The sequence below is a fragment of the Amaricoccus sp. W119 genome, assembly GCF_047275745.1.
In the GTDB taxonomy this organism is placed as follows: Bacteria; Pseudomonadota; Alphaproteobacteria; order Rhodobacterales; family Rhodobacteraceae; genus Amaricoccus.
This window is the reverse complement of record NZ_JBKQWU010000010.1, coordinates 50496-75442: the sequence shown is the minus strand read 5'-3', so window position 1 is coordinate 75442 and position 24947 is coordinate 50496. Positions and strand designations below refer to the sequence as shown.

28 protein-coding genes are annotated in these 24947 nt (G+C 69.4%); 10 read left to right on the top strand and 18 right to left on the bottom strand.

Features of this window, described 5'->3' with window-relative positions:
* Positions 1–29: 29 nt before the first annotated feature.
* On the top strand, positions 30–1181 hold the full coding sequence (gene mnmA, locus ACLJK8_RS08230; RefSeq protein ID WP_413149665.1) for a tRNA 2-thiouridine(34) synthase MnmA: 1152 nt from the start codon (positions 30–32) through the stop codon (positions 1179–1181).
* Positions 1182–1242: 61 nt separating this feature from the next.
* On the opposite strand, the gene ACLJK8_RS08225 is transcribed toward mnmA, so the two are convergent.
* Positions 1243–2052 carry a GH25 family lysozyme gene (locus tag ACLJK8_RS08225; protein WP_413149721.1) on the bottom strand — a complete coding sequence of 270 codons (810 nt, stop codon included), beginning with the start codon at positions 2050–2052 and terminating at the stop codon, positions 1243–1245.
* Between the two features lie 220 nt (positions 2053–2272).
* On the opposite strand from ACLJK8_RS08225, the gene ACLJK8_RS08220 reads away from it, so the two are divergent.
* Positions 2273–3070: a class I SAM-dependent methyltransferase gene (locus tag ACLJK8_RS08220; RefSeq protein WP_413149664.1), complete on the top strand. Its 798-nt coding sequence runs from the start codon at positions 2273–2275 to the stop codon at positions 3068–3070.
* Positions 3071–3204: 134 nt separating this feature from the next.
* On the opposite strand, the gene iolE is transcribed toward ACLJK8_RS08220, so the two are convergent.
* Positions 3205–4113 carry a myo-inosose-2 dehydratase gene (gene iolE / locus ACLJK8_RS08215; RefSeq protein WP_413149662.1) on the bottom strand — a complete coding sequence of 303 codons (909 nt, stop codon included), beginning with the start codon at positions 4111–4113 and terminating at the stop codon, positions 3205–3207.
* A 176-nt stretch (positions 4114–4289) separates the two neighbouring features.
* Here iolE and ACLJK8_RS08210 point away from each other — a divergent pair, with 176 nt between their 5' ends.
* Positions 4290–5411 (top strand): Gfo/Idh/MocA family protein, encoded by a 1122-nt coding sequence (locus ACLJK8_RS08210; RefSeq protein ID WP_413149661.1) that lies wholly within the window; start codon positions 4290–4292, stop codon positions 5409–5411.
* A 47-nt stretch (positions 5412–5458) separates the two neighbouring features.
* Here ACLJK8_RS08210 and moaB read toward each other — a convergent pair whose 3' ends face one another.
* Together moaB and ACLJK8_RS08200 are read right to left on the bottom strand one after the other, a co-directional pair.
* Complete coding sequence (gene moaB, locus ACLJK8_RS08205) at positions 5459–5992, bottom strand: molybdenum cofactor biosynthesis protein B (RefSeq protein ID WP_413149660.1); 534 nt, start codon at positions 5990–5992, stop codon at positions 5459–5461.
* 8 nt (positions 5993–6000) lie between these two features.
* Positions 6001–6852: a uracil-DNA glycosylase gene (locus tag ACLJK8_RS08200; RefSeq protein ID WP_413149659.1), complete on the bottom strand. Its 852-nt coding sequence runs from the start codon at positions 6850–6852 to the stop codon at positions 6001–6003.
* A gap of 269 nt (positions 6853–7121) precedes the next feature.
* On the opposite strand from ACLJK8_RS08200, the gene ACLJK8_RS08195 reads away from it, so the two are divergent.
* From ACLJK8_RS08195 to plsY, 3 genes are read left to right on the top strand one after another with little or no spacing between them, the layout of a single operon-like run.
* Positions 7122–8075: an aspartate carbamoyltransferase catalytic subunit gene (locus ACLJK8_RS08195; RefSeq protein WP_413149658.1), complete on the top strand. Its 954-nt coding sequence runs from the start codon at positions 7122–7124 to the stop codon at positions 8073–8075.
* Positions 8069–9349, top strand: coding sequence for a dihydroorotase (pyrC, locus tag ACLJK8_RS08190; RefSeq protein WP_413149657.1), 1281 nt, complete (start codon positions 8069–8071; stop codon positions 9347–9349). Before ACLJK8_RS08195 ends, pyrC begins: the two co-directional genes overlap by 7 nt.
* The gene (plsY, locus tag ACLJK8_RS08185; RefSeq protein ID WP_413149656.1) at positions 9349–9930 is read left to right on the top strand and encodes a glycerol-3-phosphate 1-O-acyltransferase PlsY; all 582 of its coding nucleotides are present in this window, start codon (positions 9349–9351) and stop codon (positions 9928–9930) included. Before pyrC ends, plsY begins: the two co-directional genes overlap by 1 nt.
* Before the next feature lie 4 nt (positions 9931–9934).
* On the opposite strand, the gene ACLJK8_RS08180 is transcribed toward plsY, so the two are convergent.
* From ACLJK8_RS08180 to ACLJK8_RS08160, 5 genes are all read right to left on the bottom strand, one after another.
* Positions 9935–10111: a hypothetical protein gene (locus ACLJK8_RS08180; RefSeq protein WP_413149655.1), complete on the bottom strand. Its 177-nt coding sequence runs from the start codon at positions 10109–10111 to the stop codon at positions 9935–9937.
* A 105-nt stretch (positions 10112–10216) separates the two neighbouring features.
* Positions 10217–10423 (bottom strand): hypothetical protein, encoded by a 207-nt coding sequence (locus ACLJK8_RS08175; protein ID WP_413149654.1) that lies wholly within the window; start codon positions 10421–10423, stop codon positions 10217–10219.
* A 96-nt stretch (positions 10424–10519) separates the two neighbouring features.
* The gene (locus ACLJK8_RS08170) at positions 10520–11893 is read right to left on the bottom strand and encodes a glutamate--cysteine ligase (RefSeq protein WP_413149653.1); all 1374 of its coding nucleotides are present in this window, start codon (positions 11891–11893) and stop codon (positions 10520–10522) included.
* A 138-nt stretch (positions 11894–12031) separates the two neighbouring features.
* On the bottom strand, positions 12032–12559 hold the full coding sequence (locus ACLJK8_RS08165; protein ID WP_413149652.1) for a hypothetical protein: 528 nt from the start codon (positions 12557–12559) through the stop codon (positions 12032–12034).
* Positions 12560–12606: 47 nt separating this feature from the next.
* Entirely contained in the window at positions 12607–13347 is a 741-nt protein-coding gene (locus ACLJK8_RS08160; protein ID WP_413149651.1) for a 16S rRNA (uracil(1498)-N(3))-methyltransferase, read from the bottom strand.
* 9 nt (positions 13348–13356) lie between these two features.
* On the opposite strand from ACLJK8_RS08160, the gene ubiA reads away from it, so the two are divergent.
* The 3 genes from ubiA (at position 13357) to ACLJK8_RS08145 (ending at position 16824) form a co-directional block, all read left to right on the top strand.
* Positions 13357–14331, top strand: a complete 975-nt coding sequence (ubiA, locus tag ACLJK8_RS08155) for a 4-hydroxybenzoate octaprenyltransferase (protein ID WP_413149650.1) — start codon at positions 13357–13359, stop codon at positions 14329–14331.
* 127 nt (positions 14332–14458) lie between these two features.
* Positions 14459–16609 carry an OmpA family protein gene (locus ACLJK8_RS08150; RefSeq protein ID WP_413149649.1) on the top strand — a complete coding sequence of 717 codons (2151 nt, stop codon included), beginning with the start codon at positions 14459–14461 and terminating at the stop codon, positions 16607–16609.
* On the top strand, positions 16606–16824 hold the full coding sequence (locus ACLJK8_RS08145; protein WP_413149648.1) for a hypothetical protein: 219 nt from the start codon (positions 16606–16608) through the stop codon (positions 16822–16824). The genes ACLJK8_RS08150 and ACLJK8_RS08145 overlap by 4 nt, the downstream gene beginning before the upstream one ends.
* A 102-nt stretch (positions 16825–16926) precedes the next feature.
* Here ACLJK8_RS08145 and ACLJK8_RS08140 read toward each other — a convergent pair whose 3' ends face one another.
* The 8 genes from ACLJK8_RS08140 to rpmH all read right to left on the bottom strand — a co-directional run bounded on the left by ACLJK8_RS08140 (position 16927) and on the right by rpmH (position 22663).
* Positions 16927–17295: a hypothetical protein gene (locus ACLJK8_RS08140; protein WP_413149646.1), complete on the bottom strand. Its 369-nt coding sequence runs from the start codon at positions 17293–17295 to the stop codon at positions 16927–16929.
* Positions 17296–17480: 185 nt separating this feature from the next.
* Positions 17481–18131: a ribosome biogenesis GTP-binding protein YihA/YsxC gene (yihA, locus tag ACLJK8_RS08135; protein WP_413149644.1), complete on the bottom strand. Its 651-nt coding sequence runs from the start codon at positions 18129–18131 to the stop codon at positions 17481–17483.
* Positions 18128–18883, bottom strand: a complete 756-nt coding sequence (locus ACLJK8_RS08130) for an MOSC domain-containing protein (RefSeq protein WP_413149642.1) — start codon at positions 18881–18883, stop codon at positions 18128–18130. The genes yihA and ACLJK8_RS08130 overlap by 4 nt, the downstream gene beginning before the upstream one ends.
* 1 nt (position 18884) lies before the next feature.
* Positions 18885–20711, bottom strand: coding sequence for a membrane protein insertase YidC (gene yidC / locus ACLJK8_RS08125; RefSeq protein ID WP_413149640.1), 1827 nt, complete (start codon positions 20709–20711; stop codon positions 18885–18887).
* A gap of 229 nt (positions 20712–20940) precedes the next feature.
* The gene (ttcA, locus tag ACLJK8_RS08120) at positions 20941–21753 is read right to left on the bottom strand and encodes a tRNA 2-thiocytidine(32) synthetase TtcA (protein WP_413149639.1); all 813 of its coding nucleotides are present in this window, start codon (positions 21751–21753) and stop codon (positions 20941–20943) included.
* 9 nt (positions 21754–21762) lie between these two features.
* Positions 21763–21987, bottom strand: coding sequence for a membrane protein insertion efficiency factor YidD (gene yidD, locus ACLJK8_RS08115; protein ID WP_413149719.1), 225 nt, complete (start codon positions 21985–21987; stop codon positions 21763–21765).
* A 47-nt stretch (positions 21988–22034) separates the two neighbouring features.
* Complete coding sequence (gene rnpA, locus ACLJK8_RS08110; RefSeq protein ID WP_413149638.1) at positions 22035–22508, bottom strand: ribonuclease P protein component; 474 nt, start codon at positions 22506–22508, stop codon at positions 22035–22037.
* A gap of 17 nt (positions 22509–22525) precedes the next feature.
* Positions 22526–22663, bottom strand: coding sequence for a 50S ribosomal protein L34 (rpmH, locus tag ACLJK8_RS08105; RefSeq protein ID WP_413149637.1), 138 nt, complete (start codon positions 22661–22663; stop codon positions 22526–22528).
* Between the two features lie 342 nt (positions 22664–23005).
* On the opposite strand from rpmH, the gene ACLJK8_RS08100 reads away from it, so the two are divergent.
* Positions 23006–24385, top strand: a complete 1380-nt coding sequence (locus tag ACLJK8_RS08100; RefSeq protein WP_413149636.1) for a sensor histidine kinase — start codon at positions 23006–23008, stop codon at positions 24383–24385.
* A 21-nt stretch (positions 24386–24406) separates the two neighbouring features.
* On the opposite strand, the gene ACLJK8_RS08095 is transcribed toward ACLJK8_RS08100, so the two are convergent.
* On the bottom strand, positions 24407–24904 hold the full coding sequence (locus ACLJK8_RS08095) for an ion channel (protein ID WP_413149635.1): 498 nt from the start codon (positions 24902–24904) through the stop codon (positions 24407–24409).
* Positions 24905–24947: the final 43 nt, after the last annotated feature.

The window sequence follows — 24947 nt, the reverse complement described above, 5'->3', positions numbered from 1 at the left end:
ATTACCGCTTATCCCAAGGGACCGGACCCATGCTAGACAACGCCGCCCGGCCGGGCGTGAACAGCCTCGGATTGCCCAGGGCGCCGCGTGACACGCGCGTCGTCGTCGCCATGTCGGGCGGCGTCGACAGTTCCGTGGTCGCTGCGATGCTGCATGCGGAAGGCTATGACGTGGTCGGCGTGACCCTGCAGCTCTACGATCATGGCGCGGCGCTGGCGCGCAAGGGCGCCTGTTGCGCGGGACGCGACATCCACGATGCGCGGCGCGTGGCGGAAACGCTGGATTTTCCGCATTACGTGCTCGACTACGAGAATCGCTTCCGCGAGAGCGTGATCGACGAATTCGCCGACGCCTATCTCGCCGGCGCCACACCCGTGCCCTGCATCCGCTGCAACGAACGGGTGAAGTTCCGCGACCTTCTGGAAACCGCGCGCGATCTCGATGCCGACTGCATGGCGACAGGCCATTACATCCGGCGTCTGGAGGGGCCCGCCGGGGCGGAACTCCACCGCGCCGCCGATCCCGCGCGGGACCAGAGCTATTTCCTGTTCTCGACCACGCCGGAGCAGCTCGACTTCCTGCGGTTCCCCCTGGGCGGGCTCGGCTCCAAGGCCGAGACCCGCGCGCTCGCGGCGCGATTCGGCCTCGCGGTCGCGGACAAGCCCGACAGCCAGGACATCTGCTTCGTCCCGAACGGCTCCTACGCCCAGGTGATCGAGAAGCTGCGCCCGGGCGCGGTCGAGCCCGGCGAGATCGTCCATCTCGACGGCCGGGTGCTCGGGCGCCACGAAGGGGTCATCCACTACACCGTCGGCCAGCGCCGGGGCCTCGGCATTGGCGGCGCCGGGGAACCGCTCTTCGTGGTCCGGCTCGACGCGGAGACGCGGCGGGTGATCGTCGGGCCGCGCGAAGCGCTGGCGAGCCGGTCACTGACGGTGGGCGAGGTCAACTGGCTCGGCGATGGCGGTTTCGGGGCGGCGCCCGAAGGCGGCTGGGAGGTCGCGGTCCGCGTCCGCTCGACACGCCCGCCGAAACCCGCGCGCGTCCATCCGCTCGGCGATGGCCGGGCGCGGGTGGAACTGCTCGGACCCGAGGAAGGCATCGCGCCCGGCCAGGCCTGCGTCTTCTACGCGCCCGAGGGAACACGGGTGCTCGGCGGGGGCTGGATCAGGAAGGACTGATCGGGGCGGGGCGCGTGACGGCGGACGAGACCACGCCGCGGCGCGCACCTTGCCCAGCGACTCATCGCGACACCCAGTTGGCGAATTCGGCGCGCGACCCGACGAAGGCGTTGAGATCCGCCTTCCCCTCGATCCCCGGCACGATCCCCGTCCCGGTATACTGCCACAGCAGCCAGTCCTGCGCCGGATAGGTCAGCGAGGGATGCCCCGCGACCGAGCGAAGCCAGAAGTTGTAGCCCGTGACCTTCCAGAGCTGGTTGTCCGAGTAGAAATCCACCGTCGTGTAGATGAGCGGCCGCTTGTGGTACCGGAGCACCAGCGCCTTGAGGAACCGGTGCATCATCTCCCGCGCCTCCTCGGGTTCGGGCCGGAAGCGGCAGGTCTTCGACTGATGCGTCCATTCGATGTCGAGCACGGGCGGCAGCGCGGAGGGATCGGCGGGAACGTGGCTCGCGAACCACCGCGCCTGTTCCTCCGGGCTCCGGCAGAAATAGTAATAATGGTAGGCGCCGCGCGGCACGCCCGCCGCCCGGGCGCGCGCCCAGTTGGTCTCGAACATCTCGTCCACGACATCCCCGCCCTCCGTCGCCTTGATATAGGCGAAGGAGACATCGGCGCCCCGGACCCGGCGCCAGTCGATCTCGCCCTGGTAGCGGGAAACATCGATCCCATGCACCGGGTAGTGCCAGGGCGCCTTGCCGATCCAGTCATGCGGATCGGCATCGCCGAACACCGGCGCCGCGACCGCGCCGCGCGACGCCTCAGGGCGGGGTGTCTCTGGCCGGATCACTTCTGGCCGGGACTCCTCCTTCGCGCCGCCGCAGGCTGCGAGCACGCTCAGGAGCGCCAATGAAATCAGGTGCGGAACCATCTTCCGCGACTGCCACTGCCTCATCTTCGAATCGCTCTTTCGGCTTTTGGCGCATCGTAACCCGCCGGGCGCCATGCGTCTCGGCCGAATGCCGACAATTCGAGCGAATGGCCGGCGTCCAGCCGCATGGTCCACGGCGCGACCGAGCGGCTCCCGGCGGCGTGAGTCGATCCCGAGCGAATTTCACGCTATGCTGATGGGGAATTATCGCGAGGTCCGGATGTCCGTGCTCACCAGACAGTCGCTCGATCACCACGCCGATTTCTACGACGCGGGGCTCGGCCCCGTGCTGTTCGAAGCCTTCGCCGCCGATCTGGCCTGGCGCGCCGCGCAACTCGGGCCCCGCCACGTGCTGGAACTCGCCGCCGGAACCGGAGTGCTGACCCGGGCCCTGCGCGCGCGGCTGCCGGCCGCGACGCTGACCGTGACGGACATCGACCCGGCCATGCTCGCCCGCGCCCGCGCGAGCCTGGGCGATCGCGCCGGATTCAGGCTCGCCGACTGCGCCGCCCTGCCCTTCGAGGACGCGGCCTTCGATCTCGCCGTCTGCCAGTTCGGCGTGGCGCTCTTCCCGCGCAAATGCGACGCGTTCCAGGAAGTCGCGCGGGTGGTCCGGCCGGGCGGGACCTATGCCTTCAACTGCTGGGGACCGGTCTCCGCCAACCCCTTCGCCGGGATCGCCGGCGAGGCGATCGCCCGCTTCCTCGGCCATGTCCCCGAGGCATGGTCGGCGCCGCACGCCTATGTCGATCCGCACCGGATCAGCCTCGACCTGCGCGCCGCCGGCTGGTGCCGGATCGAGAGCACCGAGGTCCGGGTCACGGCGCGGGTCGCAGATCCCGAGGGTTTCGCCGAGGGTCTCGTGCGGGGGTCGCCCGTCGTGGCCGAGATCCGGGCCGCGGGGATCGACCCGACGGAGGTGGTCGAGGCCGTCGTCGGGTCTCTGGTCGCCGCCTTCGGCGCGCCGCCCTTCGCGATGCCGCTCGCGGCCACCGTCCACACCTGCCACACGCCCTGACAAGCCCGGCCCGATAGGCCCGATCTGTCAGGCCCGATCTGTCAGGCCGAGCTGAACGGGCGCGACCTGAATCAGCCCGACACGCACGGGACGCCCCCCGCGCGCGCCGGTTCCTTCGGGGGTTGTCCCGGCCCTCAGGCCGGGACGCCCTCCACTTCATATCCGGCGGCGTCCATGACGCGCAGGAGTTCCTTGTGTCCGATCTTCGCCATTTCGAGCGGCGGCGAGACCTTGGGGTCCTGCTCCGCCTCGACGACGAACCAGCCCTCGTAGCCGTGATCGGCGAGCGTCTTCACGATCGCCTCGAAATCGAGCGAACCGTCGCCCGGCACGGTGAAGGCGCCCTTCACCACCGCGTCGAGGAAGCTCTCCCGCGTCCGGTCGAGCGCGTCGATCACGCCCATCCGCACGTCCTTGGTGTGGACATGGGAGATCCGCGCATGGTGATTGTCGATCACCCTGAGCACATCGCCGCCGGCGAAGGCCATGTGGCCCGCGTCGTAAAGCAGCGGAATGCCCTCGCCGGAATGCTTCATGAAGAGATCAAGCTCCGCCTCGGTCTCGATCGCCGCCGCCATGTGGTGATGATAGGCAAGCGGCATGCCCTGTTCGGCGCACCATTCGCCGAATTCGGTCATCTTGCGGGCATAGACCCTGATCTCGTCCTCGGAGAGCTTCGGCTTGGTCGCAAGCGGCGCCGTCTTCACCCCCTGGATCGAGCGCGCGGTCTCGCCATAGACGATGCAGGGCGCGTTCATCGCCTTGAAAAGCTCCATCTGCGCCGCGATCCGGTCCTTCTCGGCGGCGATCTCGCCATCGAGCAACAGCCCGGAGAACCAGCCGCCGCAGACCGAGATCCCGAACTTGTCGAGAACCGCCCCGAGCTCCGCCGGGTCCATCGGGAAGCGCCGCCCGGTCTCCATGCCGGTATAGCCCGCCTCGCGCGCCTGACGCAGGCATTCCTCGAGCGACACGTCATCGCTCAGTTCCGCGAGGTCGTCGTTCCACCACGCGATCGGCGCGATCCCAAGCTTCGCTTTCATCTCCAGCCCTCCCGTTCCCGGTGCACCGATTCGTGCTTCGGCGCGATTGCCGGATCATTAGGCATTCGCCGTTGACAGCACAAGTATTCCAAACGATACCAGAAGCAGAATTTTTGTTCTCGACCATTCGGCCAAGAGATCGCCAGTGAGTCGGGACGCGCAGGGAGAGACCGCGGATGGCAAACTCGAAGCCCAAGCTCAACATCGGCCTGATCGGCACCGGATTCATGGGCAAGACCCATACCTTCGGCTTCGCCGCCGCCAACCGGGTCTTCGACCTGCCCTACGATCTCGTCCTCCGCGCGGTCGCGGACCGGACCGATGAGCTGGCCGCCGCGGCGGGGGCCGAGTTCGGCTTCGAGACCTCGACCGGCGACTGGCGGAGCATCATCGACGACGCCTCGATCGACGTCGTCGATATCACGACGCCGAACGCTCTGCACAAGGAAATGGCGCTGGCCGCGATCGCCGCCGGAAAGCATGTCTACTGCGAGAAGCCGCTCGCACCCCTCGCCGCCGATGCGATCGAAATGGCGGAAGCGGCCGAGGCCGCGGGCATCCGCACGCAGGTCGGTTTCAACTACCTCTGCAACCCGATCATGATTCTGGCGCGCGAAATGATCCAGTCGGGCGAGCTTGGCGAGATCCGCTCCTTCCGCGGCGTCCATGCCGAGGAATTCATGGCGGATGCGTCGAATCCCGGCGGCTTCCGCGTCGATCCCGCCGGCGGCGGCGCCTTCGCCGATATCGGCAGCCACGCGCTCGCCACGGCGGAATACCTGCTCGGCCCGATCACGGCGGTGATGGGCGATTTCGTCACCGCGATCAAGGAGCGCCCCGATGGCAAGGGCGGCACGCGCCAGATCGAGGTCGACGACATCGGCCGCGCCTTCCTTCGGTTCGAGAACGGCGCCTCGGGCAATATCGAGGCGAGCTGGATCGCCACCGGCCAGGAGATGCAGCATGATTTCGAGATCTACGGCTCGAAGGGCGCGATCCTGTTCACCCAGGAGCGGCTGAACGAGTTGCGCTACTACAACGCGAGCGACCCCGAGGGGCGCCGCGGTTTCCGGACCATCCTCGCGGGGCCGGAGCATCCGCCCTATGGCCGCTTCTGCGTCGCGGGCGGGCACCAGCTCGGCTTCAACGACCTGAAGGCGATCGAGGTCCAGGGCTTCGTCCAGGCGATCGCGGGCGAGCGGCCGGAGCCGTTCAACTTCCGCGCCGGCGCGCGGATCATGACGGTGATCGAGGCGATCGCGACTTCCTCCAAGGCGCGCGCCTGGATGGAGCTCTGACGGCGGATCGGGTGGCTGGGTGGGGGGCGGGCGGACAGATCTCCGCCCTACTTCCGCCGCCGATGCTCCTCGAGCCGGGGCAGGATCTCGACGAAGTTGCAGGGCCGGTGCCGGTAGTCCAGCTGGACCCTCAGGATCTCGTCCCAGGCATCGCGGCAGGCACCGGGCGAGCCCGGCAGCGCGAAGAGATAGGTTCCGCCCGCGACTCCGGCGCAGGCGCGGCTCTGCACCGCCGAGGTGCCGATCTTGCCGTGGGAGACGAGGGTGAAGACCACGGCGAAGGCGGTGATTTCCTTCTCATAGACCGACTGGTGCGCCTCGACCGTCACATCGCGACCGGTGAGCCCGGTGCCGCCGGTCGAGATCACCACGTCGACGCCCGGATCGGCGATCCAGTCCCGCAGGATGGCGACGATCTCCGCCTGCTCGTCCCGCGCGATCCGGCGATCCGCGAGCCGATGGCCTGCCTCGACCAGCCGCGCGACCAGCGTCTCGCCGGAGCGGTCCTCCGCGAGATCCCGCGTGTCGGAGACGGTGAGCACCGCGATATTCACCGGCAGGAAGTCCCGTTCCTCGGCCATCTCGGCTCCTATCCTCCGTTCTCGTCCAGCCAGACGCGGAGCGTGAGCAGATCCGCCCAGGCCTCTCGCTTCGCGATCCCGTTGCGAAGCAGATAGGCGGGATGCAGCATCGGCAGCACCGGCACCCCGTGCCAGTCGCCCCATTGTCCCCTGAGCCGCGTGATCCCGGTCGTGGTGCCGAGCACGGTGCGCGCCGCCGGATTGCCCATCACCACGATGACCTTCGGCGCCTTCAACTCGATATGCCGGAACAGGAAGGGCATCATCATCGCCGATTCCGCCCCCGCCGGATCGCGGTTCTCGGGCGGCCGCCAGGGCAGGACATTGGTGATGTAGACCGCCTCCTCCGCCGCCTCCGCCCGCCGCGACAGGCCGATCGTCTCGAACATCCGGTCGAGCAGCCGCCCCGAGCGCCCGACGAAGGGCAGCCCCGCCATGTCCTCGTCGCGACCCGGCGCCTCGCCGACGATCATCACCCGCGCCGCCGGATTGCCATCGGCGAAGACGGTTGATTTCGACGCGACCTTCAGGGGGCAGCCGTCGAAGGCCTCGATCGCGGCGCGAAGCGCGGCGAGATCGGCGCAACCCGCCGCGATCATCCGCGCATCGGCCTCGGCCGCCGTCGCCCCGCCTTCACCCCCCGGCGGAGCGGCCGCTGTCCCTGGCGCGGCCTCGGGCGCGGACTTGGGCCCCGACTTGGGCCGGCCCGCGACCGCCACGGCCCGGGCCGGCCTCGCCGGTTGCTCGGCGGCGTCGAAGCGGTTGACCGGCACCTCGCCGATCGCCTCGTCGGCCCCGGCCTCCACCTGCCAGGCAAGCGCGGCGAGATCGGCCGCGACGGATGAGGGCACCCCTGTCATGCCTCCGTTCTAGCCCGGCGCCGGAGCGGGAGAAAGCCCGGCGACGCGCGCCCGCCACAGGCGCCACGCGCGAAACGCGCCGCGCACGCTCCGCTCGCCACCGGCGCGACGCCCGACGCGGCGCCACCGCCGGAGGTCGGGGGACGGACGAAGTCCGGCGCCGGCGGCGGCCGGCCCGCCTCGCCCCCCGCGCCCGTCCCGTGCGGGACCGCCGATGCCTTGCCCGGGCGCCCGTCCTTGGTTTAGATGCCGCGACACGGGAGGGCCTCTTGTTCGCGCATCGTCATCTCCTCGGTATCCAGGGCCTGTCCCGGACCGATATCGAGACCGTCCTCGACCTCGCCGACACCTATGTCGATCTCAACCGCGGCGGCGACAAGCGCGGCGACGCGCTGCGCGGCATGACTCAGATCAACATGTTCTTCGAGAATTCGACCCGCACGCAGGCGAGTTTCGAGCTGGCGGGCAAGCGGCTCGGGGCGGATGTGATGAACATGGCCGTCTCGCAATCCTCGGTGAAGAAGGGCGAGACGCTGATCGACACGGCGATGACGCTCAATGCGATGCATCCCGACCTGCTCGTCGTCCGGCACCCGAACTCGGGCGCGGTCAACCTGCTCGCCTCCAAGGTCAATTGCGCGGTCCTGAACGCCGGCGACGGGCGGCACGAGCATCCGACCCAGGCGCTGCTCGACGCGCTGACGATCCGCCGCCGCAAGGGGCGGCTCTCGCGGCTCACGATCGCGATCTGCGGCGACATCGCCCACAGCCGGGTGGCGCGCTCGAACATCCTCCTGCTCGGCCGGATGGAGAACCGGCTCAGGATCATCGGCCCACCGACGCTGCTGCCGCCGGGGATCGAAAACTTCGGCGTCGAGGTCTTCGAGGACATGCGCGAGGGGCTCCGGGACGCCGATGTGGTGATGATGCTGCGGCTCCAGAAGGAGCGGATGGATGGCGCCTTCATCCCCTCGATGCGCGAATACTACCACCGCTTCGGGCTCGACCCCGAGAAACTCGCCGTCGCAAGACCCGATGCGATCGTGATGCACCCCGGGCCGATGAACCGCGGCGTCGAGATCGACGGGCTGCTCGCCGACGACATCAACGTGAGCGTGATCCAGGAACAGGTGGAAATGGGCGTCGCGGTGCGGATGGCGGCGATGGACCTGCTGGCGCGCAATCTGCGCGGCGGCCAGCGGGACGGGAGCGTGTCATGCTGACGCTTCTGAACGCCCGGCTGGTCGACCCCGCATCGGACGAGATCCGCGAGGGCGGGATCGCGATCGAGAACGGCCGGATCGTCGAGATCCTCGGCCCCGGCGAAGCCGCGCGCAGAAAGAGCGAGGTCGAGGATTGCCGCGGCCTCTGCCTCGCGCCCGGCATCATCGACATCGGCGTCAAGATCGGCGAGCCGGGGGAACGGCACAAGGAGAGCTTCCGGACCGCCGGAGCCGCGGCGGCGGCGGGCGGTGTCACGACCATGGTCACGCGGCCCGATACCGAGCCCGCGATCGACGATCCGGAAGTGCTCGAATTCCTGCTCCGCCGCGCGGTCGATGCGAGCCCGGTTCGCGTGCTGCCGCTCGCGGCGCTCACCAAGGGCCGCGCCGGGCAGGAGATGACCGAGATCGGATTTCTTTCCGACGCGGGCGCGGTCGCCTTCACCGATGTGCGCGCGGTGGCGAATCCGCGAGTGTTCCAGCGCTGCCTGACCTATGCCAAGGGGCTCGGCGCGCTCGTGATCGGCCACCCCCAGGAACCGGTGCTCTCGGCGGGCGCCTGCGTCACCTCGGGCCAGTTCGCCTCGCAGCTCGGCCTTCCCGCCGTCTCGCCGATGGCCGAGCGCATCGGGCTCGAACGCGACCTCGCCATCGTCGAGATGACCGGGGCACGCTATCACGCCGACCAGCTTTCGACCGCGCGCAGCCTGCCGGCGCTCAGGCGGGCGCGCGAAGCCGGGCTGCGCGTCACGGCGGGCGTCTCGATCCATCATCTGACGCTCAATGAGTTCGATGTCGGCGACTATCGCACCTTCTTCAAGCTCACCCCGCCGCTCCGCTCCGAGGACGACCGGGTGGCGATGGTCGAGGCGCTGGCGGCGGGAGAGATCGATGTGATCGGCTCGTTCCACACGCCGCGCGACGAGGAGGAAAAGCGCCTGCCCTTCGAAGAGGCGGCGGCGGGCGCGGTCGGGCTGGAAACGCTGCTGCCCGCGGCGCTTCGACTCCTGCATTCCGGGCAGATGACGCTGCCCGGGCTCTGGCGGGCGCTCGCGCTCAACCCGGCCCGGCTGCTCGGGCTCGATTCGGGGCGGCTCGCGCCCGGCACGCCCGCGGATCTGGTGCTGTTCGATCCGGATGTGCCTTACGTGCTCGACCGCGCGACCCTGCGGTCGAAGTCGAAGAACACGCCGTTCGACCTGGCGCGGATGCAGGGGCGGGTCGAAGGCACCTGGGTCGCCGGAAACCGGGTCTACGCGCGGGGGGGCGCCTGATGCTCATGCTGGTGGCGCTCTGCGCCTATCTGATCGGCTCGATTCCCTTCGGGGTGCTCATCACCCGGGCGCTGGGCCTCGGCGACCTGCGCGGAATCGGATCGGGCAATATCGGCGCCACCAATGTGCTGCGCACCGGCAACAAGAAGGCGGCGCTGGCGACATTGCTCCTCGACGGGGCGAAGGGCGCGGTGGCGGTCCTGGCCGCGCGGTATCTCGCCGGGCCGGAGGCGGCGCTCGTCGCCGGCGGCGCGGCGTTCCTCGGCCACCTCTACCCCGTCTGGCTCCGCTTCCGGGGCGGCAAGGGGGTGGCGACCTTCCTCGGCGTCATGCTGGCGCTGGCACCCGTCGTCGGTCTGATCTGCTGCCTGACCTGGCTCGCCATGGCCGTGATCTCACGGATCTCGTCGCTGTCCGCCCTGGTGGCGGCGGTGGCGGCGCCCGTCTGGCTGGCTCTCATCGGGCCGCCGGGCTCGGTCTGGCTCGGCATCGGCATGGCCGGGCTGGTGCTCGCGCGGCATCATGCGAATATCCGGCGCCTCCTCGACGGAACGGAGCCCCGGATCGGCCGCAAGGCCTGACGGCTCAGCCGAAGGCCGCGAAGACGCGGGCGAGCTGCGCGCGGGCATCGACGCCCGCGGCCGCCTCGCCGGCGACCTGCTTGCCCTGATCGACCAGACGCTGAAGCGAGGCGATCAGGTTACGCTCCTCCGGGTAGAGAGCCCCGGCGGAGGGGACGGTATGGGACAGCGGCGGCTGCATCGATGTTCTCCATTGGTTCGCGCTGATGGCGACAGTGTCGCTCCGCCCGTTATCAAATCGTAATCGAGAACCGGAGACGGACAAGGATCGTCAATGAACTGTTGCTCAGTCGCCATAGTCGGCGGCCGCGAGAGCGTCCAGATCGACGAAACCGCGACCGGCACCGAGTTCGAACACGTCGTGCGCCGAGCACCGGGCCCGGGCGACGGCGTAGCGCAGGCCTTCGACGAATTCATCGGGATCGGCGTAGAGGTCTTCTTCCGAATCGAAATCGTAGTCGTCCTGCTGGACCTTCCTGCGAGAGCGGGGCATGGCGAATCTCCTTGACTGGTGAGTCAAGAGAGTGCGCCTCCTCGCGTGATGCGGGTGTTAAAGCTCCGTTACAAAAGGCCCGTCACGGTCACGGGGTCAGTAACTATATTCCGCGTAGAGCGGGGCGAGCTTTCCGTTCCATTCGCCGCGGTAGCGCGCGAGCATCTCGTCGGCCTGCGTCTGGCCCGATTCCACGACCTCGTGCAGCGCGTTCAGGAAGTGGGTCTCGTCCGGCATCAATCCGCCCGCGCCCGACATGGCGCGCGCCTTGAGCCCCGCCTCGGCCACCTTCAACAGATCGCGCGCGAAATCGCGCAGCGGCCGCCCGTCGGGCATCGTCGCGCGCAGGCCGTCCTTCGCCGCGTCATGCCTGAGCTGATCGCGCTCATCGGCGCTCCAGCCCTTGGCGAGATCCCAGGCGCCATCAAGCGCCGCGCCGTCGTAGAGCAGACCGACCCAGAGAGCCGGCAGCGCGCAGAGCCGCCGCCACGGGCCGGCATCCGCGCCGCGCATCTCCATGAACTTCTTGATACGGACCTCGGGGAAGATCGTCGTCAGGTGGTCGGCCCAGTCCGAAAGCGTCGGCTTCTCGCCCGGAAGCGCCGGCAGCCGGCCGTCGAGGAAATCGCGGAAGCTCTGGCCGAGGGCGTCGATGTACCTGCCGTCGCGATAGACGAAATACATCGGCACATCGAGCGCGTAATCGACATAGCGCTCGAACCCCATGCCGTCCTCGAAGACGAAGGGCAGCATGCCGGTGCGCGCCGGATCGGTGTCGCGCCAGATCCGCGCGCGCCAGGACTGCCAGCCGTTCACCGCGCCCTCGAAGAAGGGTGAACTGGCGAAAAGCGCGGTCGCGACCGGCTGCAGCGCGAGCGAGGCGCGGAACTTCTTCACCATGTCCGCCTCGGAGGCGAAGTCGAGGTTCACCTGCACGGTGCAGGTCCGGTACATCATCTGCGTGCCGTGGCTTCCGACCTGGCGCATGTAGCGGGTCATGAGCGCGTAGCGCCCCTTCGGCATCACCGGCATCTCCTCGGCGGTCCATTCCGGCGTGGCGCCCAATCCGATGAAGGCCGCGCCCACCTCATCGGCGATCACCTTCACCTCGCGCAGATGCGCGTTCACCTCGTCGCAGGTCTCGTGGATCGTCCTGAGCGGCGCGCCGGAGAGCTCGAGCTGGCCTCCCGGCTCGAGGCTGACGTTGGCGCCGTCCTTCTGCAGCCCGATGAGCTTGCCCGCCTCCTCGACCGGCTCCCAGCCGAAACGGTCGCGCAGACCCGACAGCATGGTGAGAATCGACGCCTTCCCCTCGTAGGGCAGCGGCAGGCGGTCGGAGAGCGAATAGCCGAACTTCTCGTGCTCAGTCCCGATACGCCAGGCATCGACCGGCTTGCAGCCGGAGGCGAGATACTCGGCCAGCTGGTCTTGCGACTCGATGAGGCCGCCACCGGACTGTGGGATCGACATGTCACTCGCCTTCGAAATCTCGGCATCGGCCGTGTTGCGCGGCGACAAGCCTTAGTGCCGCCATCTGGGCAAGGCAAGCCGCCGGAAGGTGCCGAGACCGCGAGCGTGGCGCCGGATCAACATCGCGTGCCTCGGGGCTCAGCCGGCCTTGCGCCAGAGTGTCGCGCGATGCGCGCCGGGCTCGGCGACCGCCGCCACGCCCTGGTCGAAGTCGATCCCGGGCAGCGCGCTCAAGGTCGGCACCAGCGCCTCGGCGCCATGCGCGCCGATCGGGATCATGAGTTCCGCCCCATCCTCGGCGCGGATCAGCCAGGCGTGGCCCGAATCGGGTGGGACATGCGGGCGCGGAACGATCTCGACCGACACGACCGCCGGCAGATCGACGAAACCTCCGCCCCTTGGCCCGAGATAGCCGATCCGGGCTTCGTCGATCACCACGACGCCCTCGGATGGCACCTCGCCGCGCAGCCATCGCCGGCGCAGCGCGTCGCGCAGGAGGCCGAACCCGGCGGCGGTCGCGACGAGGCCGACGAGGAAGCTGAGCGGCGCGAGGTCGAGATAGCCGACGGCCACCTGCCAGAGCCCGAAACCGAACAGCGCGCCCCAGATGATCGGCTCGCGCCAGGCGCGCAGCGCGGCACGGAGTTCCGGGCGCACGAAGCTCATCGCCAGCCTCCGCTCATATCCGGTCTCCGCTCATAACCGGTCTCCGCTCATTGCCAATCCCCCAGCACCGATTGCCAGAGCGTGATCGCGGCGGCGGCGGCGGTATCGGCGCGCAGCACCCTGGGGCCCAGCGTGACGGGGAGAACGAAGGGTGCCCCGCGCAGGCGGGAAAGCTCCTCCTCGGCGAACCCGCCCTCGGGCCCGATCAGGATGGCCCAGGGAGCGCCCCGCCGCTCGCCCGCCAGCGCCTCCGTGGCGGGCCTGGCCGTCCGCGACTCATCGCAGAACATCAGCCGCCGCGCGGGGTCCCAGCCATCCAGCAGCTTCTCGAGTCGCACCGGTTCGAGAAGCTCGGGCACATGCGTCTCGCCGCATTGCTCCGCCGCCTCGATCGCATGGGCGCGCAAGCGGTCGAGGCGGAGCCGCTCGGCATTGGTGTGCCGCGTGAAGACCGGTGCGATCCGCGCGCAACCAAGTTCCGTCGCCTTCTCGACGATGAAATCGGTCCGGGCCTTCTTGATCGGCGCGAAATGCAGCGTCAGATCCGGCGGCCGGCGCTGGTCCTGGCCCGCCGCCACGACCCGGAGCGCGCCGCCCTTCCGGCCCACCTGCTCGACGCGGGCGTACCATTCGCCATCCCGGCCGTTGAAGATCGTGACCGGCGCGTCCGGCCCGAGGCGCATGACATTGAAGAGATAATGCGCCTGATCGGCGTCGAGCGGGACCGCGACGCCGTCACCGAGATCGGCGCGTACAAAAAGCCTGATCTTCCCGCCGAGTTCTGCCATACAGCCCCCATGAACACGCAATCTACTCCGAGCGGCACGCCTCAGGGAAGCGTCGCGGACGCCGTCCGCGGCAACTGGGTCGATCTCCGCGCGCCCGCCTGGACGCGGCCCTATCTGCGGCTGAGCCGGGCGGATCGCCCGATCGGCACCTGGCTCCTGCTCATCCCCTGCTGGTGGGGCGTGGCGCTAGCGGCGGCCGCCGATCCGGGCGGCGCTCGCTGGGTGGACCTCTGGATCGCGGTTGGCTGCGCGCTCGGCGCGGTTCTGATGCGTGGGGCCGGCTGCACCTGGAACGATCTGACGGATCAGGATTTCGACGCCAGGGTGGCCCGGACACGCTCGCGCCCGCTGCCCTCGGGGCAGGTGACACCCCGGAAGGCGGCGGCATGGATGGCCATCCAGGCGCTCGTCGCCTTCGGGATTCTCCTGACCTTCCCCGCGGCGGCGATCTGGCTCGGCATCGCGTCGCTGGCGCTCGTGGCGATCTATCCCTTCGCGAAACGCTTCACCTGGTGGCCGCAGGTTTTCCTCGGCCTCGCCTTCAACTGGGGCGCGCTGCTCGGCTGGGCCGCCCATGCCGGGGGGCTCGGCTGGCCGCCGGTGCTGCTTTATGCCGCGGGCATCGCCTGGACGCTGTTCTACGACACGATCTACGCGCATCAGGACCGCGAGGACGACGCGCTGATCGGGGTGAAATCGACCGCGCGGCTGTTCGGAACGGCGACGCGGCGCTGGCTCACCGGCTTCGCCGTCCTGACCGTCCTGCTGCTCGCGATGGCGATCTTCGCGGCGTCGCTGGGCCCGGTGGCGCGGATCTGCGCCCTGGCGGGCCTGGGCGGCATGGCCGCGCATCTCGTCTGGCAGCTCCGGCGGCTCGACATCGACGACCCGGAGGTCTGCCTCATGCTGTTCCGCTCGAACCGCGATGCCGGGCTCCTGCTCGCGGCCGGGTTCCTGCTCGCCATCGTCGTGGCGGGGGTCTGAGACGTAACAGGGCCTTGATGGCCGCGGAGTTGAACCGGCCGTCCTTTCGGCGATAGACACGGGCGACCGCCGTCCGGGCCGTCTCCGGGCGCTTCATGCGACACGAGGCATTCCATCGATGCGGCCCATGGCCCTGATCTTCGGCTTGATCGCGCTCGGCGGGGTGGCCGGCGGCGCCTATGAGCTTTCGCGGCGCGGGGTCGCCCGGTTCGAGGAGGCGACCCACGCCGGGATGACCGAGGCGCTGGCACGCGAAGGCCAGGATTGGGCCGAGGTCGCGACGGACGGCCTCATCGTGGTGATCAGCGGCGAAGCGCCCGACGAGGCGGCGCGCGTTCGCGCGCTCGCCGTCGCTCGCGCCGTCATCGATGAAAGCCGGGTGGTCGACCGCGCGACCGTCAGGACCGCCGATCCGGCCGCCGCGCCGGAGTTCTCGCTCGAAATCCTGCGCGACGGCGAGGAGGTCTCGCTGATCGGCCTAGTCCCCGCCGAGGGTGGGCGGGCGGCGATCCGGGCCGGTCTGGATGGCGCCGGGCTCGGGGGCGCCGTGGGCGACATGCTGCAGACGGCGGAGGGAGCAGCCCCGCCGGGCTGGGCCGAGGGCCTCGCGCTCGGCCTGCGCGCGCTCCGCGACGCGCCGCGCTCGAAGGTGAGCGTCACGCCCGGCCACGTCAGCGTCACCGCCGCGGTCGAGGACGAGGGCGCGCGCCACGCGCTGGAAACCACGCTGCGCGCGGCCAGGCCGGCCAATGTCTCCCTCGCGCTCGATGTCGCTGCGCCCCGGCCAGTGATCACGCCGTTCCGGGTCGATTTCGTCTCGAACGGCGTCGAGGGGCGGTTCGAAGCCTGCTCGGCCGAGACCGCGACGGACGTGGCCGTGCTCACCGCCGCCGGGCGCGAGCTGGGCGCGGGCGGCGATCCGGTCTGCGCGATCGGCCTCGGCGCCCCGACGCCGGAATGGGGCGCCGCCGTCGTCGATGGGCTGCGCGCGCTCGGCGAACTCGGCGGCGGCCGGTTCGCGATCCGGGATGTCGATGCGACCCTGACCGGACCGGACGGCGTCGATCCCGCGAAGCTCGCCGAGGTGGGCGTGAAGCTGCGGCGCTCCCTTCCCGAGGTTTTCACGCTCAACACGATCCTTCCCCCACGCTCGGCGACGGGCGCGGATGGCGCGGAGGTCTACGCGCCCCGCTTCGACGCCCAACTGACGCCGGACGGCCGGATCAGCCTCGGCGGCGCGCTCCAGAACGCCACGTCGCGCGACGCGGTCGAAAGCTACGCCGCCGCGCTCGTCGGCCATGACCGGGTGGAGAACCGCGCGGCCATCGACCCGTCGCTTCCAGATGGCTGGCCGAACCGCGTGCTGGCTGGCGTCGCGGCGCTGGCGGAGCTTCGGGAAGGCGCGCTCGAAGTCACCCCCGACCGCGTCGTGCTGCGCGGGACCGGGGCCGATGTCGCCACCAATGCGCGGGTCGTGGCCATGCTGGCGGAGAAGATCGGCGAAGGCGGCGTGGCGGAGCTCAAGGTCGCCCCGCCGCCCCCGCCCGCCTCGAATTCCGCATCGGACCCCGGCCCGACCGCCGAACTGGCGGCGGCGCCCGGCGCCTCACCCGCGACCGAACCCACCGTGCCCACGGCCGAGGACGCGAGGGCGGCCGCGAATTGCGCCGAGGACGTGACGGCGATCCTGGGCGGCGCGCAGATCGGCTTCGCGCCCAGTTCGGCGGAGATCGATCCAGAAAGCGAGGGAACGCTGCTTGCGATCGCCGACGTGCTGCGATCCTGCCCGCGCGGCCGTTTCGAGGTCGGCGGGCACACGGACGCCCAGGGCTCGGCCGAGGGCAACCAGCGCCTCAGCCAGCGGCGCGCCGAAGCGGTGGTCGCGGCGCTGCGCGCGGAAATTCCCGACAGCATCCTGCTCACGGCGCGCGGCCATGGCGAGGCAGAGCCGATCGCCGACAACGATACCGAGGACGGCAGGGCCCGGAACCGCCGGATAACCTTCCTTGTCACCGCGCCTCCGGATACGGGCTCGGCGGAACCGGAAGCGCAACCGGACCCCGGAACCGCGGAGGAAGGGCCGGATGGCGCGGCCACGCCCGGCACGGACGGATCGGATGCCGAGGCCGGGACGCCTCCCGCGGCCGGAGCGGAATCGGAGCGCGCCAGCGCGGCGCCTGCTGAACGGGCGGTCGAACCAGCGGGCGAGCAACCGGGCGGGCAATCTGGCGACCAAGGAACAGGCGACGAAGGAACGGGCGACGAGGTAGCCGAATGAACCAACAGGATCTGACTCTCGCGGTCGCGGGCGCGCTCTTCGGCGCCGTCGTTCTCGGCTGGATACTCCGCTGGATCTTCGGGCATCTGAACGCCGGCCCGCGGGTGAGCGTCGCCGAATACAACGCGCTCGCCATGCGTCTCGCCGCCGCCGAGGACGAGATCGCCGATCTGCGCGGCCGTCTGGCCGCGCGAGACCGCGATCGCGGCTACTGACCTGACCGCAGGTCCCGAGCCCAGTGACCACGGGCCGCCGGCCGGCCTCACAGATCGGCGCTTCCCCCCGGGGAACGCAGCGCGGTTAATCTGAAGCGGCCGTCAGAGCCGGTGGTCGAACGCCGCGCGCACCATGCTGACCGCGAGCGAGGCATCGACCTGCGGCGTGATGTGGCTCACCTCCACCACGGCGCCGGTCGGGATGTGCTGGATTCGCACATGGCCGGGGATCCTGCCGGGGCCGACCCGCAGGTGCCGCCGGGGAATGTCCTTTGCGATCGCCATGCCGCCACAGGACCGGGCGGTGCTGAGGGCGACGCGGCCGGCACTGACCAGCGCCGCGAAAAGCTCGGGGTCGTTCTCTGGCCGCTCGTCCCATTCCGCGTCGGTCAGCGGCCGTTCACCGTCCAGCTTCAGGATGTGATCCAGCGCAGCCCGCAATGCGATCCGAATCAGATCGTCGTCGTCCATTCTCATCCCTCGTCACTCACGTCGGTCAGCACGCGACATCAATCGACCGGGGCCACGCACCAATGCCTGCCAATGGCTAGGATGACTTCAATCCGCCCTCGCAAGTCCGCCGAATCTCGGACTGGCCCCCGTCGCACAGTATGACATGCGCCCATTCCGAAACAAACTGTCGAATGCTCATTTCGTTATTGCAGAGCAGCGATTTCAGCTCGGAGTTGTTCTATACCCACGCTCTTCTCCGATGACGTGACGAGAATCTCGGGGAACGCGGCGGGATGCTTTGCGAGTCGATCTGCGACTTGCGCGATCACCGTATCCAGCGCACCGCCGCGGGGTTTGTCCGCCTTGGTCAGAACGATCTGGAACGTCACCGCCGCGCGGTTCAGCAGCGCCATGATCTCCTCGTCGACCGCCTTGATCCCATGACGCGCGTCGATGAGCAGCATCACGCGCCGCAGCGTGGGACGGCCCGAGAGATAGGCGCGCAGCAGCGCCTGCCATTTCTCGACCACCGGCTTCGGTGCCTCGGCGAAACCGTAGCCCGGCAGATCGACGAGATAGAACCGCTCGCCGAGCGTGAAGAAGTTGATCTCCTGCGTCCGCCCCGGCGTGTTCGATGCCCGGGCGAGCGCCTTGCGGCCCGTGAGCGCGTTGATGAGCGAGGATTTCCCCACGTTGGAACGCCCGGCGAAGCAGATCTCCAGCCGGTCCGCCGGCGGCATCCCGTCCATGGCGACGACGCCCTTGAGGAAGTCGCAGGGACCGGCGAAGAGCTTCCGGCCGGCTTCGATCGCCTCGGGATCCGCCTCCGGTGCGACGGTGAAGATCGGCTTCATCCAACCGCCTCGGCCGCGTCCCCGACCGCGACCCGGCCACCGGAGATGACCTCGCCATAGACGCCGAAATCCGTGTGCCGCCAGCCTTCGTCCAGCAGGCCGAGCGTATCGACGTCGAGCACCCCGGTCTCGGGATTGGCCGATGTCGCGCGGCAGCGGCCGATCCGCTCGCGGATCAGCAGCACCGCCTCGCCGATCCGGACCTCGCGACCGACGAGATCGAACTCCGCCCAGGGCTCCAGCCCCTCGAGCCAGATATTGCCCCGGAACCGTTCCATCGCCAGCGACTGCCCCGCCCGCTCCGACAGCGCGGCGAGGCTCGCCCGGTTGAGCACCGCGATCGAGGGAAAGCCGCTGTCGGTCATGCCCCGGCTCGGGCGGACGACGAAGGCCGGCAGCGCGCGGCGCCGGTCCGCGAGGCCGCGCGCCCAGTCCACGAGGCGCGCGGCATCCTCCGGCAGATCGGGATTGACCGTGAGATCCGGCATCCGGGGATGGGTGAGCGTGACCGTCCCCGCGGTCTCGTCGGTCCTGGCCCGGATCGCCATCAGTTCGGGGTTCTTCGCACCCCGCGCGAAATTCGCGCAGGGCATCCAGCCCGTGGCGCCCGGCGTGATGCGCGCGCCCTCATGGGCGATGGCCCAGACGCGGTCCCAGGGCATCGTCTCGCTCGGCGAGAGCACCGTCTCGCCCACCGCCTCGACGCCGTGACCCTTGATCGGGTGGCGCCAGAGATGGCTGACGCGCGCCATCTCAGCCCGCCTTCTTGGGCTTCTTCTTCAGGAAGCCGAACATGTTGCCGAAAATGTCCGGCTTGATGCCCTGGCTGCGCATGATGAGATACTGCTGGACGAAGGTGATCGTGTTGTTCGCCACCCAGTAGATCACCAGCCCGCTCGCGAAAGTGCCGAGCATGAACATGAAGACCCAGGGCATCCAGTTGAAGATCATCGCCTGCGTCTTGTCGGTCGGAGCCGGGTTCAGCTTCTGCTGCAGCCACATCGAGATGCCGAGCAGGATGGGCCAGATCCCGATCGAGAGGATCGCAAGCACGCTCGTCGGGTCCGGCGCCGCCCAGGGCAACAGGCCGAAGAGGTTCAGGACCGACGACGGGTCGGGCGCCGAAAGATCCTGTATCCAGCCGAAGAACGGCGCGTGGCGCAGTTCCAGCGTGACGAAGATCACCTTGTAGAGCGAGAAGAAGATCGGGATCTGCAGAAGGATCGGCAGACAGCCCGCCGCCGGATTCACCTTCTCGCGCTTGTAGAGCGCCATCATCTCCTGCTGCATCTTCGCGCGATCGTCGCCGACCCGCTCCTTCAGCTTCTCCATCTCGGGCTGAAGCGCCTTCATCTTCGACATCGAGACGTAGGACTTGTAGGCGAGCGGGAAGAGCAGCGCCTTGATGAAGAAGGTGAGGCCGATGATCGCGAGGCCCATGTTGCCGATCAGGACGTTCAGCTGATGCAGCAGCCAGAAAATCGGCTTGGTGAGGAAGAAGAACCAGCCCCAGTCGATCGAGTCGACGAAACGGTCGATGTTCATCTCGCGCTGGTAGTCGCGGATCGCGGCCCATTCCTTGGCACCGGCGAAGAGCGAGGTCGTGGTGCTCGCCGTCTGGCCCGGCGCGACCGCGACCGCGGGCAGCCGCACGTCGGTCTGGAACGTGTCGGTCGCGGCGGTGTATTTCGCCACGGCGGTGAAGGGCTGGCCCGGCGGCGGGATCAGCGTCGCCATCCAGTAGTGGTCTGTAAAGCCGATCCAGCCGTTGTTCTGCACATCGACCTTCTGGAGCGCCGCGCCGCCCTCGGCGGCGTCCGTCGGCATCTCCATGACGTTGTCATAGTCGAGCTCGGTCAGTTCGCCGTCATGCGCGCCGATGACGCCTTCGTGCAGGATGTAGAAGTTCATCAGATCGGGCGGCGTCCCGTGCCGCGCGATGATGCCATAGGGGGCGAGCCGCACTTCCGCGCCGGTGTTGTTCTGGACCGTCTGGGTGATCGAGAACATGTAGTTCTGGTCGATCGCGATCTCGCGCCGGAAAACGAGCCCCTGGCCGTTGTCCCAGACGAGCGTGACCGGGGTGGTCTCGGTCAGGACGTCATTGCCCTCGACGCTCCAGTCGGTGCCGGGGCCGGGGACCGCCGAGGCGGGCAGGCCGCCGGCGGGCGACCAGCCATAGACCGCGTAATAGGAGTTCGGCACGCCGGCGGGCGTCAGCAGCGTGACGTCGGGCGAATCCTTCGCGATGGTCTCGCGGTAGTCGAGCAGGTCGAGATCGTCGATCCGGCCGCCGCGCAGCGAGAGCGAGCCGCCGAGACGCGGCGTGCGGATCTCGATGCGCTGGGTCTCGCCGAGCGCCTCGGCGCGGCTGACCGCCGGGCTCGCCGAGAGTTCGGGCGCCGTTCCGCTTCCGGGTGACGCGGGCGTTCCGGGAGCGCCGCTCTCGGCCTGCTCGGTCGTGACCGCGTCGCCGGTCGGTTCGGGCGGCGTCGGAGGCGGGAACAGGAAGAACCAGACGAGGATGACCACGAAGCTGAGCGCGGTCGCCAGGATCAGATTCTTGCTCTGGTCGTCCATCGCGGCGGCACTCCGGGTCAGCTAAGCGAAACTGACAGGGGTTCAACAGCCGCGCGCCTGAAAGGTCAAGGTGTATTCGGGTGCCCTCGGGTCCCGCGACGGCCTTCGGAGCGCCGCTTCGCCGGCTTGAGCCCGGCGAACGCCCGCCCCGGCTCGAAATCGATTCCACGCCCCGCCCGGTCGCGCGGGGCCGCGCGCTCGCACGGCGGGAGCCCAGCGCCAGAGTGGCTCAGAGCCCCTTGAAATCGAAAAGCGTCGGATCGAGCAGATGGCTCGCGTTCACCTGGGTGATGGCGCGGAACAGGATCTTGCGCCGGCCGGGACTCCGCGCCTCCCATTCGTCCACCATGCGCTTGATCCGCTGGCGCTGAAGCCCGTCCTGGCTGCCGCAGAGGTCGCAAGGGATGATCGGATAGTTCATCGCCCGCGCGAACTTGCCGCAATCGGCCTCGGAGACCAGTGCCAGAGGGCGATGCACGTAGAGATCGCCCTCGTCGTTCAGGAGCTTCGGCGGCATCGCGGCCAGCTTGCCGCCGTGGAACAGGTTCAAGAGGAAGGTCTCGATGATGTCGTCGCGGTGATGGCCCAGCACCACGGCGGCGCAGCCTTCCTCGCGCGCGATCCGGTAGAGGTTGCCCCGGCGCAGCCGCGAGCAGAGCGCGCAATAGGTCTTCTTCGCCGGCACCTTGTCGATCACGATCGAATAGGTGTCCTGATATTCGATCCGGTGCGGCACGCCGATCCGGGTCAGGAATTCCGGCAGGACCGTCGCGGGGAAGCCGGGCTGCCCCTGATCGAGGTTGCAGGCGAGCAGTTCCACCGGCAGAAGCCCGCGCCATTTGAGCTCGACCAGCGCGGCCAGGAGCGTGTAGCTGTCCTTGCCGCCCGAGAGGCAGACCAGCCAGCGGTCGCCGCGCCGCGCCATGCCGTAGGTCTCGATCGCCTCGCGCGTCTGGCGGATGATCCGCTTGCGGAGCTTCCTGAACTCGGTCGTGTCCGGGGCGCCGTGAAACAGCGGGTGGATCTCGGTCTCGTCGAACATTCGGAACTCCTAGCGGTCCGGAACCTCGTCCACCCCCGAACCGCCCCAAGGGTGGCACCGGAGGATGCGCCGCGCGGCGAGAACGGAACCGCGGAGCGCGCCATGCCGTGCCAGCGCCTCCAGCGCATAGGCCGAGCAGGTCGGATGGTAACGGCAATGCATCCCGACCCAGGGTGACAGCACGAGGCGATAGGCGCGGATCGGCAGCGACACCGCATAGGCGATCGGACCCATCGCCGGGGTCGCCTTCCCCGGCATGTCCTTTCCCGCCGCGCCCCCGCTCATCGCGGCTTCCTCGCGTTGCCGCCCGCGTTTCCACCGGCATGCAGTTGCGCGAGCGCGCCGCGCAGATCCTCGAGAAGATCGGGCCAGGCGCGGGCGGCGGTCGTTCCGGGACGTCCGATCAGCACATAGTCCCAGCCGGGTCGGCCGGCCTCGGGCATCACCTCGCGCGCGGCGGCGCGCAGCCGCCGTTTCGCGCGGTTGCGCGCCACGGCGTTGCCGACCTTCTTCGAACAGGTGAAACCGACCCGCGCGCCACCGGCCGGATCATCGCCGGCGTCGCGGCGTCGTGCCTGCAGGTTCAGCCCCGGGCGGGAGGTGCGCCGCGCCCTGGACGCGGCGACGAAATCGGCGCGCTCGCGCAGAACGACGAGCGCCGGCCGCGAGGCCGGCGGGTCCCCGGCACCGGGCCCGGGAGCATCATTGGCGGCGTCCCGAGGCGCCGCCTCCGTCGTCGCGGCGGGCGGCATCATCGGCGCGCGGCGGCCGCTCAGGCGGACAGGCGCTTGCGGCCCTGCGCGCGGCGGCGGTTCAGGATGATCCGGCCGTTCTTGGTCGCCATGCGGGCGCGGAACCCGTGGCGACGCTTCCGCACCAGGTTGCTCGGCTGAAAGGTACGCTTGCTCATCTTAGGCCATCTCCAGACTGCGCCGGAGCCTTACCCGGCCAAGAGTCCCCCACGCCGGACGACCCCGGCGCGAGGAACCCCGAAAATTCGAAGCCCTGCCTATAGGGAGGATGCGGCGTGAAGTCAATTCGCGCCAAGGGTCAAAACGGGGCCGAAACCGGATCGCGACACCGGGTTCCGGTCCCCCGGCGGCGCCTCCGCGGCGCCGGACCCCGTCGAAGAGCGAATCACCGTGATCACGGCGTCTTGTTCCCCCGTCGCGGAACGCCTAGATTCCGCGCGAGCAGAAGGCCGGGGCGAAAGGGGGCGCTCGCGGCGGAGGGACCGTACCCGGAAAGCCATATGTTGTTCAACACGCTGTCGCGTCGTTTTCTCGGGCTGGCCGCGGTCTTCCTCGTCATCGTGGAAGCCTTCTTCTTCGTTCCCGCGGTGTCGAGGTTCCGCGAAAGCTATCTGCAGAACCAGCTTGAACTGTCGCAGCAGGCGGCGCTCGCCGTGCTCGGCATGCCGGGCGACATGCCGGCGCCGGAGCTCGAGAAGCAGCTGCTCGCCAACGCCGATGTGCTCACGATCGCGCTGAGACGCGCCGACCTGCGCGAACTCGCGCTCACGGTACCCGAGCCCCGGCGGGTGGCACAGACCTATGACCTGACCACGGCCTCGCGGATCCAGCTCGCGCGCGCGGCGATGCGCGTCTTTCTCGTGCCGAGGAACCGGGTGATCCAGGTGATCGGCCGGGCGCGGCAGTCCTCGAACATCATCGAGATCACGATGTGGGAGGGGCCGCTCCGGATCGCGATGGCGCGCTACGCCCTGCGTATCCTCATCACCTCGCTGCTGATCTCGGGCGGCGTCGCCATCCTCATGTATCTCGCCGTGCGCTGGTTCATAGTCCGGCCAGTTCGGCGCGTGATCGCCAACATGATGCATTATCGCGACAATCCGGAGGACGCGGGCCGGGTGATCGTGCCGAAGAGCGGCGCGGCGGAACTGCGCGAGGCGGAGAACGCGCTGCGCGACCTCCAGGTCCAGCTGACCGCGCTCCTGCGCCAGAAGGACCGGCTCGCGCAGCTCGGCGGCGCGGTCGCGAAGATCAGCCACGATCTGCGCAACCTGCTCACCACCGCCCAGCTTCTCGCCGACCGCATCGAGATGAGTTCCGATCCGGCGGTGAAGCGCAGCGCCCCGAAACTCGTGAACTCGCTCTCCCGCGCAATCGCGCTCTGCGAGCGCACGCTGACCTTCGGCCGCGCCGAGGAACCGCCGCCAACCTTCGAGACAGTGCTGCTCGCGCCGCTGATCGAGGAGGTGGTGCATAATGAATGCCTGCTCGCGGGCGGCGAGGTGTCGATCCGCGCCGAGGCGGGCCCGGAGGTGACGGCGCGCGCCGATGCCGATCAGCTGTTCCGCGTCCTCACCAATCTGGTACGCAACGCGGCGCAGGCGATCGACGGCGCGGCGGGCCCGGGCGAGGTGGTGGTCTCTGCGCGGCGCGACGACGCGGGCGCGGAGATCACCGTGCGGGACACGGGGCCAGGCCTGCCGCCCAAGGCGCGCGAGAACCTGTTCCAGCCGTTCCGGGGCGGTGCCCGGCAGGGCGGGTCGGGTCTCGGGCTCGTGATCGCGGCGGAAATCGTGAAGGGTCACGGCGGATCGCTCACCCTCGCCTCGACGGGACCGGACGGGACGACCTTCCGCATCCACCTGCCCGACAACTCCTGATCCCGGCACAGCCGCCGGGTATCAGCCCTCGCTGGAGGCTGGCGGTTGCTCCTCGCGAACCTCCCGCACCGCCCGCGCCCGGTCGAGCCGGCTGATCTCGGTCATGACGCCGACGAGGAGCGAGGAGGTCCAGCCGAAGGTGAAAAGCCCCGCCACGCCGATGAGCGGCCCGAGGAGGCGCCAGTCATCCGGCGGGTTCACGATGCCGGTTCCCAAGGTCGTGTAGCTCTCGAGCGTGAAGTAGTAGGCATCGCGAAATATCGGGATCAGGCCCGCGTATTTGATCAGCACCGCGCAGGCCAGCGTCTCGACCAGATGCAGCACGACCAGGCTCGCGATCACGGCGGCGAAGAGCAGGTTGACGCTCCACGCCCGGGGCGCGCGCGCCACCTGGGCCCATCGCCGGTTGTACCAGCGGGCGATCGCGCGGACGCCGACGCCGTGGACGAAGATGATGGAGATGAGCCAGAAGACGCCGGAGGCGAATTCGATCATCGGATAGGACAGGGCCGTGGCCATTTCGCGTCTCCTCCAGGGATTCGTGCGCGGCCACATCCCGCCG